Origin of the sequence: Sphingopyxis macrogoltabida (assembly GCF_001314325.1) — a bacterium.
Lineage (GTDB): Bacteria > Pseudomonadota > Alphaproteobacteria > Sphingomonadales > Sphingomonadaceae > Sphingopyxis > Sphingopyxis macrogoltabida.
The window spans coordinates 4,300,602-4,312,111 of sequence record NZ_CP009429.1 but is presented as its reverse complement, the minus strand read 5'-3'; the positions used below and the strand labels follow the sequence as shown (position 1 = coordinate 4,312,111).

Genomic DNA, 11,510 nt, shown 5'->3' with positions numbered 1-11,510 from the left:
ATGGGCAGGGCGGGCGGGCTGGTGATGGGGGCAATCGTCCTGGGTCTTGCGCTGACCCTTGCCCTTGTCGCCGCGCTCGATCCGCCCGCGCCCCGTGCGTCCGCTCCCGCGATCTCCGGAGCGGACGCACCCCCTGACTATGGCGACACGCTTCGCCGCTGCCGAACCGCCACCGAGGCCGACCCCGAATGCGAGGCGGCCTGGGAAGCGAAGCGGCGCCATTTCTTCCGGACCGAAAAGAGCAAGCCATGAACGACACCGGCGTCATCGACAATTTCCTGTCGGTCTTCTCGACCTATATCGACAGCGGGTTCGGATTGCTCGGCGGCGAGGTCGGCTTCCTCTCCTCGACGCTGATCGTGATCGACATAACGATCGCGGCGCTCTTCTGGGCGTGGGGCACCGACGAGGACGTGCTGCAGCGGCTGGTGAAGAAGACGCTCTATATCGGTGTCTTCGCCTTCATCATCGGCAATTTTCAGGCGCTGGCGACCATATTGCTGGAGAGCTTCGCGGGTCTCGGCCTGAAGGCAGCGGGAAGCGCGATGGCGATCGGCGATTTCATGCGTCCCGGCATGATCGCATCCACCGGCCTCGACGCCGCCGAGCCCCTGCTCGACGCGACCGCCGATCTTGTAGGTCCGGTCGGGCTTTTCACCAACTTCGTCCAAATCCTGATCCTGCTGATCGCTTGGGTGATCGTCGTGATCGCCTTCTTCATTCTCGCGGTGCAGGTCTTCGTCACGATCCTGGAGTTTAAATTGGTGACGCTCGCAGGCTTCGTCCTGCTGCCCTTCGCCTTCTTCGGGCGCACCGCCTTCATGGCTGAGCGCGTCCTCGGCCATATCATCTCGTCGGGCATCAAGCTGCTCGTGCTCGCGGTCATCACCGGAATCGGCACGACCCTCTTCCAGCGCTTCATGGACGCGGGGCTCGGGACCGAACCCGATATCCGCGAAGTAATGGCTATCGCGCTTGGCGCCTTAACACTGCTCGGTCTCGGCATCTTCGGTCCGAGCGTCGCCAATGGCATCGTGGCGGGCGGTCCGCAGCTCGGCGCCGGAGCCGCAGCCGGCACCACGCTCGCTGCAGGCGCGACGATCGCAGCCGGGGCGGCTGGCGCAACGCTCGCGGCCGGGGCGGCGAGCAGCGCCGTCGGTCGCACCGCGCTCGGCGCCTCGCGCGCGTCCGGCAGCGCCTCGGCTTCCTATGCCCGGGGCGCGGCCGGGAAGAGCGGGATGCGGGCGTTCGGTGCGGGGCTCGCCAATGTGGCGCGTGACACGGCGCGCGGCGCGGGTTCGCCGCTCCGGGCCGCGGCTGACCGCCTGCATCAAAGCTATGCCGCGGGGCAGGCGGGCAAGTCCGCGGCCGGCGCTGCAGCCGCCAGCGACGGCGCGGCGTCGCCCCCGACCTGGGCGGCCGCCATGAAGCGGCGGCAGGCCGTCACCTCGGGCGCCACCATCGCCTCGCAGACCCTCAAGGCCGGCGACAGTCATGGCGCCGGCTCCGCTCCCGACATCAGCCAGAAGGATTGAACCCATGTTTCGACGCCCGTCCCAACATTATGGCAAGTCCCCGGTCCCGGTTACGCCCTACCAGCGCGCGGCGCAGGTCTGGGACGACCGCATCGGCTCGGCCCGAACCCAAGCAAAAAGCTGGCGTCTTGCCTTCTTCGGCTGCCTCGCGCTTTCGGGCGGGCTCGCCTCGGCGCTCGTCTGGCAGTCGCTCCGCGGCACGATCACCCCTTGGGTGGTCGAGGTCGACAAGCTCGGCGAGGCAAGATCAGTGGCGCCCGCCGATGCCGACTATTCGCCGACCGACCCGCAGATCGCGTTCCATCTCGCCCGCTTCATCGAGCATGTCCGCTCGATCCCGGCCGATCCGGTGGTGCTCCGCAAGGACTGGCTCAGCGCCTATGACTTCACAACGCCCAAGGGCGCACAGGCGCTGAGCGACCACGCGCGCGCCAACGATCCCTTTGCCGAGGTCGGCAAGATGCAAGTCGCCGTCGACGTGTCGAGCGTGATCCGCGCGTCGCGCGACAGCTTCCGCATCGCATGGACCGAGCGCCGCTATCAGGATGGCAGCCTCGTCGAGACGTCGCGCTGGTCGGCGATCCTGACCACCTCGATCCAGCCGCCCCGCACCCCAGACGCCCTGCGTCGGAACCCACTCGGCGTTTTTGTCACCGCAATTTCTTGGTCGAAGGAGCTCAGCCAATGATCCGCCTTACCCTTCTTCTCGGCGCCGCCGCGCTCGCGCTGCCGGCGCAGGCTGCGCCCGCCGATCCGCGCACGCAGGTCGGCCGCGCGAACGACGCGGCGCGCGTCCAGCCCGAGCGCGCGACCTTCCTCAACGCCATCCAGAAATATGCCTGGGCCGACGGCGCGCTGTTTCAGGTCTACACCGCGCCCGGACAGGTTACCGACATCGCATTGCAGGAGGGCGAGGAGCTTGTCGGTCCGGGGCCTGTCGCGGCCGGCGACACGGTGCGCTGGGTCATCGGCGATACGATGAGCGGGACGGGCGCGTCGCGCCGCGTCCATATTTTGGTGAAGCCCACGCGCCCCGACATCATGACGAATCTGGTCATCAACACTAGCCGTCGAACCTATCACATCGAGCTGCGCGCGACCCCCGCCACCTATATGGCAGCGGTCTCCTGGTCCTATCCGCAGGACGAGCTGATCGCGCTTCGCGCCGCCGAGACCGAACGGGCGCGGCTCGCCCCGATTGCAGGCGGGATCGATTTCGCGGCGTTGAGCTTTGCCTATCGCATCTCCGGCGCGAAGGTCCCCTGGCGGCCGGTGCGCGTCTTCGACGATGGGCGCCAGCTCTTCGTCGAGTTCGGCGCTGCGATCGCAACCGCGGACATGCCCCCGCTGTTCGCGATCGGCGAGAAAGGCGCGGCGGAGCTGCTCAACTACCGGGTCGACGGCCGTTACATGATCGTCGACCGCCTTTTCGATCGCGCCGAACTCCGGCTCGGGAGCGGGCGCGGCGCCAAGGCCGTGCGGATCGAACGCGAAACACCGCGCCCGCGAGGCCGGTCGTGACGGCGCCCGAACAGCCGAGCGCAGAAGTTGTGCCCGCCGAGGCCGAGGTCGCGCCTGCGAGCCCCGATGCGTTCCGCCTCGCGGGTGAGACGCCGCGGGTCATGCGTCTGTCGCGGAAAACGCTGGCGGTTATCGGCGGGGCCGGCGGCATCGCGATCGCGGCATCGCTCATGTGGGCGCTGCGCACCCCGGCCCCGGCCGAGCGACAGGAACTCTATGAAGCGAGCAACAATGCGAGGCCCGACGCGGTCACCGGAGCCCCCGCCGATTATGGCGCCGTGCCGAAGCTCGGTCCGCCGCTCCCCGGCGACCTCGGCCGGCCGATCGTTGCGGCGCAGGGCAGCGGCGAAGCCATCCCCGTCCCGCCGATCGGCGCGGAAGGGGGCAATCCTCCCGATCCGCGCGTGGCGGCCGCCGAACAGGCGCGGCAGCGGGCACTGCAGGAGCGCGAGAGCGCCCAGACGAGCCGGCTCTTTCTGGGGGGCGGAAACGCAAGTTCCGCAGCAACAGACATTGTGTCCGCCGAGGCGGCCGCGCCCGAACAGGCGGCGGAGCCTCGCACGGCCAATGAGGGGCGGCGTCAGTTTCTGGCGTCGGGTTCGAAAAGGCCCCTCGAAAGTGGCGAGCGCCTGATTGCCCCGAGTTCCGCGCTGGTCGTCCAGGCCGGGACTGTCATTCCGGCAGCGCTCATCACGGGCATACGCTCCGACCTGCCGGGCCAGATCAGCGCGCAGGTGACGCAAAATATCTATGACAGTCCGACCGGGCGTATCCTGCTCATCCCGCAAGGGTCGCGGTTGATCGGCGAATATGACAGCGAGATCGCGGCGGGACAGAGCCGGGTGCTCCTCGCATGGGATCGCCTCATCTTGCCTGGCGGACGATCGATCCGCCTCGAACGGCAGCCCGGCGCCGACGCCGCAGGCATGTCGGGGCTGGAGGATCGGGTGAACAATCATTGGGGCCGGATGGTCCGCGCCGCGCTCGTCTCGACCCTGCTCGGGGTCGGGAGCGAGCTCAGCGTCGGCGGCGACGACGAACTCGCCCGGGCGCTGCGCTACGGGATGCAGGACAGCACGAGCCAAGCCGGGCGCCGCATCGTCGAGCGCGAACTGGCGGTGCGTCCGACGCTCACCATCCGACCGGGTTTCGCGCTCCGTGTGATCGTCACCCGCGACCTCATTCTCGAGCCGCAGGTGGATTGGAGATGAGTCGGCTGCGCCTTGGGCCGATCGTCGAGGAGAAGCCGGTCAAGGCTACTGTCGAACTCACGGGCAAGCTTGCGCGCGATCTCGCCGACTATGCCGCGGCACATGCGAAGGAAAATGGCCTGTCGGAGCCGTTGTCGATCGAACGGCTCATACCGCCGATGCTGGAACGCTTCGTCGCGACCGATCGCGGTTTTGCGAAGGCGCGGCGTTAGGCGGTAAAGAGTATTTTGTATGCGCACACAGGGTCGATTATGATCGCCCTGTGGACGAGCATTTTGCTCCTGAGCGGCCGACCCAACCTCCGCGGCCTTGCACAACGAAGCCCGATCCCTTGGGCTTGCGGGTGCCTTTCGCTGCATGCGGCGATGGCGTGGTTCGGCACGTCGAACAGATCGTATCGCACCGCGACGGCCCCTTTACCTGCCTTGGATGCAAGGAACGACTGACCCTTCGCCTCCCGAAGAAGATGCGGAAGCATTTCGCGCACCAGTCCGACAGCCGATGCTCAGGCGAGACGGCCCTGCATCTCTACGCCAAGCTGCTGCTGGCTGCTGTCCGGCGGGTCACCCTGCCAAGCCTTGTCCTCCGCGAGGAGCGATTGGAGGAGGTCGTTTTCGAAGGCGGGCAATTCGCGCTCGACGAGGTGAGGCTGGAGACATCGGAGGGCGATTTCCAGCCCGATGCCATGGCGTGGATCGGGTCCGATCGCCGCGCGGTGGAATTCAAGGTGTCGCACGCGGTCGATGAGGAGAAGCAGCAGAAGGTCGCGCGCGCAGGCTGCCCGATGATCGAGATCGATCTTTCCGGAGTGCGTTGGCGCCAGCTTGATGGCGCCGAACTCGACGAGCAGATTTTGCACGACGCACCGCGGCATTGGATCCATCATCCGGATCGCGAGCGTTCCGCGCAGCGCCTGTCCGAGCGGGTCACGGCGGAAGCGACGCGCAAGGGCGAGGCGCTCCGATGGCATATCCGAGAGCGACCGCAGAAGCCTCCCGTCGATACCGAATGGGTCGCGGAGATCATGGCCGACCTGCAATATGCCGAACTGGACTATCTGCTCGGGGCCAAGAGCCGGATGGGCCATTGGTTCACGGTAAGGCCGCAGCTTTGGCAGGCGGCGCTCGTGCATGCCCTGATCTACACGCCGAGTATCAAATACTCGGCGGGATCGGACATCCATATCCATGGCGAGTGGCCGAACGAGGCGAATCTCGAGAGCGTGCTGCCGACATGGATGCTGCGCACCGATCTCAGCAATTACAAACCGAAGGCACTCGCGGCGGCCGGCTACTCGCGGGAGAGTTTCGGGTCGCCCAGCCAAGCGGTGACCGAATATCTCTTCAACCTCTTCACTGATCGGCAGGCCGTGGTGTGGGAGCGTGACGAGCAGCGCTTCTATGTCGACCCCGATCTTCATGCCCGCGTACACAACCGCTATGACCTCGAGCGCACCGTTGCCTGCATCGCCAAGGATGCCGGCCATCCCGATCCGGATGGTTTCAGCCGGCGCTGGATGCGGCGATATAATGTCGGCGGGCGAAATCCCTGGAAGGTAGCGGCGGAAGGCGGCGATGATTTTCGCGCGTTGGACAAGCGGGTCCAGGCGATCTTCGACATGTCGCGGAGCTACAGGGACCTTCCGATTGTCGACGATCTTTGCGGCTTGCCATTTCAGGAGTGGCGCGACGGAATCCGGAAGAAGCGCGAGGAGAAGGAAGCCGCCGAACGCAAGCGGATCGAAGACGCCAAGGAGAGCCGGCGGCGGAACTTCGCCATCGCCGCGCAAAACGCGCTCAAGGACGAGGCCGAGATCTGGCTGGCATCGACGGTCGTCGACGGAGTGCCGATCACCGAGTGGGCGTGTGGCAGCGACGATTTCTATTGGCGAGCCTTCAGCCATATCGACCGCGCCGAAGATGCGAGGAAGCGACGGGTTTTGGCTGCGGAAGCGGCGGGGGAGCTGCGCAAGCGGCTCACAACCGCTTCCAACAAAGCCTTCCGCGATCCAGACCGCGCACGCCTTTTCCTCAACAGCGCGCATCCGAAGCTCGCCGGTCGGCGCCCCATCGAGGCTTGCGAGACCGATGCGGATTTGAGAGTCGCACTGGCCCTTCTTCCGAAAGCGTAGCGGAGCAGGTCGGAGGGAATTCCCGCTCGCGTGTGAATTTCCGATGTTCTAGACTTGTTCTATGGACCATCCCGACGATTCGGCCGATCTGCCTGAGGCCATGGGCGCTATTCTTCCTTCGGAATTCATGCGCCAGCTGAGACCCGACGAGTTTTCCGATAGCGGTTCCGAACCGGCCTTCATTCTCGAAGCCTATGAGCTGGAGCAACGGCTCGAATATGTCACGGCGCGCAACGAGCACCATGATTTCGAAATCTTCTGCCGCAAGCTTTGCGAGCGGATTATCTGCCCCAATCTGAAGCTGGCTACCGGCCCCGAAGGTGGCGGCGACAGCAAGGCCGATAGTGAGACCTTCGCCGTCGCCGATGAGATCGCGACCCTGCACTATGTCGGCGAGGCAAATTCGGGCAGCGAGCGCTGGGCCTTTGCTTTCAGTGCAAAGAAGCAGTGGCAGCAAAAGGCGCGCTCGGACATCGAGGGCATCGCTGGGACGGGACGGCCCTATACGAAGGTGTTCGTGGTCACGTCGCGCTACGGCCGCTCCAAAGACGTCGCCAAGATTCAGGATGAGCTGTCCGCAAAGGTTGGCTTTCGCGTCGAGATATTGGATCGAAGCTGGATCATCGATCGGCTCCTGAACCAGGGGCATCAGGATCTGGCGGTCGATTACCTCGGTGTCGGAAAGCGCAACGAGAAGGCGCGGGTCGGTCCGGCCGACTATGCGCGATCGCAGCAGCTTGAGGATCTTGAGAAGGCGATTCAGGACCCCACAGCCTATCAGGGTGTTGAGGCGCAGCGCGCAACCGACGCGCTGCTCGCTGCGACGCTTTCAAAGGAATTGGAGCGGCCGCGGTTCGAGACCGACGGACGGCTTGATCGGGCCATCCGTCTTGCCGATCAGTCGGGATCGCTCAGCCAACGTATCGAAGCGCGTTATCAGCGGCTCTGGACCGGCTTCTACTGGTTCGACGACTTCGATCTTCTCGAGCGGGAATTCGACGCGTTTGCAGCGCTCGCGCTCGGGTCCCCGGCGGCGCGGCACGCGGAACGTGTCGCAAATCTCCTGCAGTGCCTGATCAGTGCGGTTGCGCAGGGCTATCGGCCGGCCGAGGTCGTGCGCCTTGATGAACGACGGGGGCCGCTTGTCGACCGGCTCGAATTCTTTGCGGGAGAAAAGGATCGCCCCAATAATGCGCTCGAAGCCCGCACGACCTCGCTGATGCTTGAGATTACTTCGCTGGCGTTCGACCGGCGCGACAAGATCGCTCCATTTTGGCAGGAAGCCGACTCTATTCTCGAAGCGGCGTCTGGCCTTGCAGAATATGATGCGGAGCGGCTTTCGCAGCTCATCGAACAGGTAGGGCCGCTCGCGGGGAACGACCCGGTCTATGGCGCACTGGTCGACAAGCTCGCGGACTTCATGGGAAAGCGCGTGGGCGAGGGAGAGAGCGGTCGAATCCTGCTCCGACGCGCAAGCCGCCTCGATGCGAACGCCGACCGCCTCGAACGCATCCGCCTGCTTGGGCGGGCAACGCACCAGCTCACCAAGCGCGAATACGCCGAAGAGCTGATCGAGGCGAGCTACATGCTCGCCGTCGCATATCAGGGGATCGGGATGCTGTGGGCTGCGCGCGCCGCTGCGCTGTTCGCGGTCGCGTCGATCATCGCAGATTCGGAACATGACACCCATCCGTCGGTCAGCTTGGTCCCCGCCTTCATGCTGCTGACCTGGATCGATATCGAACTGCGACTGCTTCCCGAAACGCTTGACGCGATCAGCATGATTAACGGCTGCAGGAAAATGCTGCCGCTCGACGACGCATCGAAAGCGCGCGTGGATGACCGGCTCAAACAGATGGATGGGGTCCTCGCCAGTCAGTTTCTGAATAGTTCGGCCGAAGAACTTGAGACGATGGCGGCGTTGCCGTCGGTACTGGAGCAGCTGGGTCTGCCCATGTGCTGCGGCGCGCTTCTTTATGTCCTTGGCTATGTGGAGCGGCTCGGCGAGCGGCAACCGGAGGAGGAGCCGGACGGCGGGCTGGAAGAGACGTTCGCGCGAGTAGCCAATCAGCCGGCCGGCGACCTGCGTGGGCGGCCGCTGCTCATTGGCCCTTCGGACTCTCACAGCATCGAAACCCGCGTCATCGGTATGCGCGTGGTCGTGCATGTGCCGGGCAGCGACAGTTCGATCCTTGCCGGGCAGACACTCCTGGCCGTGATCGAAACGCTTTTCGCGACGACAATCGGCCTGCGGATCGGGGCCTTTGTCGAGCGCTTCGATATCGATCTTGTCGAGACTAGAGACGTTACAGCGCCGAGCGTCGATTTCGATCAAAAGATGATGCGGGCGAAGCTGCACTGGCCGACCGGATCAACACCCGCCGACCATCTGGGCGAAAATGGGACCCACAGTCAGTTTCTGCTGCTGTCGACGTTGATGCTCGTCGCAACCTCGGCCGCCGACGGGCAGAAGATTTCGCTAGAAAAACTATTCCGCCAGGAATCTTTGTTGGAGCGGGTCAGCGCCGCAGTGGCGAGCTCCAATAGCCGCATTCGTGCAATGAACAGCCAAGCATCTCGTCTGGCCGGGTGGGATGAGCTAGCCCTTGAGCGCTTTCCGCCGAAACCCGAGCGGCCCGTGATCGTGCGCGTACCCGAAACCGATCCCGAAGAGGAGAAGGTCAGCGAGCGGTTTGCAACAGGCGATCATCGCAGCGTCGAAGTGCGGTCGATATTAGACATTCCGCAATGGGAGCGCGCGGGTTGGATCGGAGTGATGCTCGGGCTGGATCACGACCTCCCGGTCGTGGGCCTGCATTTCGAGGACCGCGAGGAAGGCCGGGTGATTTTCGAGCGTTGGCGCGAGCGGTTTGGCGCGCGCGATGCTGAGGGCGCTATTCATGTCGTGATCTTGCGCGAACTGCCCGGGCGGCCTCCGTCACATTATGCCGTGCTCCTGATGCCGGGAGTCGAGCCCGCGGAATTCAAGGGTACGCTGATGAGCATGCCCAGCCGCCTGAAATTGCTTGAGCCGGCCGTTGACACGAACCTCCGTTTCTTTCTCGAAAATTACCCAGCGGGCGGCTCGTACATTCTAGTGCCGAGCTACGTGAAGGAGAATGGGGAGCCGGAACTCATGATGGACCTCGCCATCCTGAAACATGACCTTGCGATCCGGAAGGTCGCCGACATCGGGAAATCCGGTCTGGAGATCATCGGGGTGCAGATTCTGGAGGAAATGGAAGCCCGCGATGCTTCGTCCTGACCACGGTAACTGATCAGGCTGCAAACTTCATCTGGGCTGCTTTGCGGACCCCAGTCTCGAGATGCTTGGCGATCTCGTCCGATGTTCGGCGAACCGCTAGCTTCACGGCCTCGTCAATATGGACATAGTCCTGCGTCACACTCTGAGACGCGTGACCCAGCATGGCGCGGATTGTCAGCTCGGAGAAACCGAGTTCGCCTGCCATGCTCCCGAAGGTGTGGCGCAGGGTATGCGGAGTTACGCCCACGATGCTTGCCGAGCGGCATAGGCGGGCCAAGCAGTCGCTGACAGCTGTGAACGGGCCTTCGCCGTTCGACGCGGGGAAGACAAAGGGGCAGCCAGCGATCTCCGGTTGAGCCACGACGATCTTTACTGCCTCGGGTCCGATTGCCCGATATTGCGCATCGCTCTTTGTGTCTGGAAACGCGACATAGCCGCCCATCGGGTTGACCCATTGCCGCTGCATCGCCTGTGCTTCTTCCCGCCGATAGCCGGTCAGAAGGAGCGTTCTGACGATGGCGAGCGCAACGGGGTTCTCGGCACCCAGTTCAGCGCGGCCGATTGCCCGGCCAAGCAGTTCGATCTCGGCAATGCTAAGACGGCGGGTTTTCTTCTTGGTCGCGAGCTTCTTCGCCCCCTTCGTCGGATGCTCGGCAATCAACCCCTTATGCTTTGCGTGGCCGAGAATAGCCTGAAGGGTGCCGAGGCTCCTTCCGGCGACGCCGATGCCGCCCGTTGGGCGACCACCGCGCCCGCCTGACGGCGGCTTTCGGGTCTGACCGGTGGCGATATCATTTTGCATCGCCTCGACGTCCGCGATCGTCAGCTTCCGCACGAGGCGTTTGCCGACGAGCGGGATAATGTGCGTCCGGATGCGGCTCTCGTCCATGTCGAGCGAGGATTCCTTGATCGGGCGATTCTTGCGACCGAGGATGCGACCCGCCCGCGCCTCGACGAGATACCATTCGCACATTTCGGCTACATTGAGCTCTTTCCGAACCCGACGCGATTCCTCCGCCGGGTCTTCGCCTGAGGCCACTTTTCCCATCTGAATCTTCGCGAGCTCGCGGGCTTGCTCAACCGTCATCACGCCGAAGCGCCCGATCTTCACTCGCCGAACCCGGCCTTCCTCATTCATATACTGGATGACGAAGGTTTTCGCCCCGGTTGCGCCGACACGGACACCGAAACCCTTGATCTCGGTATCCCAAAGAAATGCCTGGCCTGTCGCTGGTGCAGCCAGCGCATCGACCGTCCGCTTATTGAGCTTTGCTAGCGCCACAAGTTCCTCCATCATATTACGCGAGGGTGGCCGATTCGAAAAGTAATAAGGACGTAATAGAAATTCACCGCTTCGCAGGGTAGGGCTAGGATAGAATATCATAGGCAGAAGTCAACAAATGCTTGGTTTTTCGTACTTTGGCGTAGAAAAAGAAGCTCTGGGGTATTTGCAGTAATTTCTTGCCAAGGTTGGGGTCGAGGGTTCGAATCCCTTCGCCCGCTCCAGTTTTCCTCTAAATTTCAGTATGTTGGTTGCGGCGCCTGTTCTTTTGAACCGGCCGCAAATCGCGTCCTGGGACGGCCGTTTCGCCGATTCGAGTGACAATTCGCTCGTTTTCGATGGCTCCCCGAACGAGGTTTCCGAACCTCTTCTGCCGCTGGAATGGTGAGCGGGACCGGGAGAGGAGCGCAATGCATCGGGTGCGTTTCGAGCGCATTTGGGCCAACCGCGCTCATTTCCTCGAACAGGCCACCCTCGCGCGAAATGTCCGACTGGCGGACATCGGCCGAGTTTGACGTTTTGACGCTGGGTCGCGTCCGTCAAGGTGGTGTAATTTCGGCTGTGG

Annotated in this window: 10 protein-coding genes and 1 pseudogene; 9 read left to right on the top strand and 2 right to left on the bottom strand. The window is 63.9% G+C overall.

Annotated features, from left to right (window positions below; translation table 11 throughout):
* The 7 genes and pseudogenes from trbK-alt to LH19_RS29890 all read left to right on the top strand — a co-directional run.
* On the top strand, positions 1 to 252 hold the full coding sequence (trbK-alt, locus tag LH19_RS20895; protein WP_039579026.1) for a putative entry exclusion protein TrbK-alt: 252 nt from the start codon (positions 1 to 3) through the stop codon (positions 250 to 252).
* Positions 249 to 1,535 carry a P-type conjugative transfer protein TrbL gene (trbL, locus tag LH19_RS20890; RefSeq protein ID WP_054731685.1) on the top strand — a complete coding sequence of 429 codons (1,287 nt, stop codon included), beginning with the start codon at positions 249 to 251 and terminating at the stop codon, positions 1,533 to 1,535. The genes trbK-alt and trbL overlap by 4 nt, the downstream gene beginning before the upstream one ends.
* 4 nt (positions 1,536 to 1,539) lie before the next feature.
* Positions 1,540 to 2,223 (top strand): conjugal transfer protein TrbF, encoded by a 684-nt coding sequence (gene trbF / locus LH19_RS20885; RefSeq protein WP_054731684.1) that lies wholly within the window; start codon positions 1,540 to 1,542, stop codon positions 2,221 to 2,223.
* The gene (gene trbG, locus LH19_RS20880; RefSeq protein WP_082395975.1) at positions 2,220 to 3,056 is read left to right on the top strand and encodes a P-type conjugative transfer protein TrbG; all 837 of its coding nucleotides are present in this window, start codon (positions 2,220 to 2,222) and stop codon (positions 3,054 to 3,056) included. The genes trbF and trbG overlap by 4 nt, the downstream gene beginning before the upstream one ends.
* Positions 3,053 to 4,267: a TrbI/VirB10 family protein gene (locus tag LH19_RS20875; protein WP_054731683.1), complete on the top strand. Its 1,215-nt coding sequence runs from the start codon at positions 3,053 to 3,055 to the stop codon at positions 4,265 to 4,267. The genes trbG and LH19_RS20875 overlap by 4 nt, the downstream gene beginning before the upstream one ends.
* A complete protein-coding gene (locus LH19_RS20870) occupies positions 4,264 to 4,479 on the top strand; it encodes a DUF2274 domain-containing protein (protein ID WP_037556048.1) in 216 nt (71 codons plus the stop codon). Before LH19_RS20875 ends, LH19_RS20870 begins: the two co-directional genes overlap by 4 nt.
* A gap of 50 nt (positions 4,480 to 4,529) precedes the next feature.
* Positions 4,530 to 4,763, top strand: a pseudogene (locus tag LH19_RS29890) (competence protein CoiA family protein); the annotation flags it as partial.
* A 9-nt stretch (positions 4,764 to 4,772) separates the two neighbouring features.
* Here LH19_RS29890 and LH19_RS29515 read toward each other — a convergent pair.
* Entirely contained in the window at positions 4,773 to 5,003 is a 231-nt protein-coding gene (locus tag LH19_RS29515; RefSeq protein WP_234715985.1) for a hypothetical protein, read from the bottom strand.
* Positions 5,004 to 5,051: 48 nt separating this feature from the next.
* Between LH19_RS29515 and LH19_RS20865 the strand changes: the two genes are divergently transcribed.
* Both LH19_RS20865 and LH19_RS20860 read left to right on the top strand, forming a co-directional pair.
* Entirely contained in the window at positions 5,052 to 6,398 is a 1,347-nt protein-coding gene (locus tag LH19_RS20865; RefSeq protein ID WP_234715984.1) for an antitoxin Xre/MbcA/ParS toxin-binding domain-containing protein, read from the top strand.
* Positions 6,399 to 6,459: 61 nt separating this feature from the next.
* Positions 6,460 to 9,663, top strand: coding sequence for a hypothetical protein (locus LH19_RS20860; RefSeq protein WP_054731681.1), 3,204 nt, complete (start codon positions 6,460 to 6,462; stop codon positions 9,661 to 9,663).
* A gap of 13 nt (positions 9,664 to 9,676) precedes the next feature.
* On the opposite strand, the gene LH19_RS20855 is transcribed toward LH19_RS20860, so the two are convergent.
* Positions 9,677 to 10,945, bottom strand: coding sequence for a site-specific integrase (locus LH19_RS20855; RefSeq protein ID WP_145923658.1), 1,269 nt, complete (start codon positions 10,943 to 10,945; stop codon positions 9,677 to 9,679).
* Positions 10,946 to 11,510 lie beyond the last annotated feature (565 nt).

What these genes read in the sequence shown, in the direction of transcription:
- trbK-alt (WP_039579026.1), top strand. Translation starts at nt 1, where the DNA reads ATGGGCAGGGCGGGCGGGCTGGTGATGGGGGCAATCGTCCTGGGTCTT.
- trbL (WP_054731685.1), top strand. Translation starts at nt 249, where the DNA reads ATGAACGACACCGGCGTCATCGACAATTTCCTGTCGGTCTTCTCGACC.
- trbF (WP_054731684.1), top strand. Translation starts at nt 1,540, where the DNA reads ATGTTTCGACGCCCGTCCCAACATTATGGCAAGTCCCCGGTCCCGGTT.
- trbG (WP_082395975.1), top strand. Translation starts at nt 2,220, where the DNA reads ATGATCCGCCTTACCCTTCTTCTCGGCGCCGCCGCGCTCGCGCTGCCG.
- LH19_RS20870 (WP_037556048.1), top strand. Translation starts at nt 4,264, where the DNA reads ATGAGTCGGCTGCGCCTTGGGCCGATCGTCGAGGAGAAGCCGGTCAAG.
- LH19_RS20865 (WP_234715984.1), top strand. Translation starts at nt 5,052, where the DNA reads ATGATCGAGATCGATCTTTCCGGAGTGCGTTGGCGCCAGCTTGATGGC.
- LH19_RS20860 (WP_054731681.1), top strand. Translation starts at nt 6,460, where the DNA reads ATGGACCATCCCGACGATTCGGCCGATCTGCCTGAGGCCATGGGCGCT.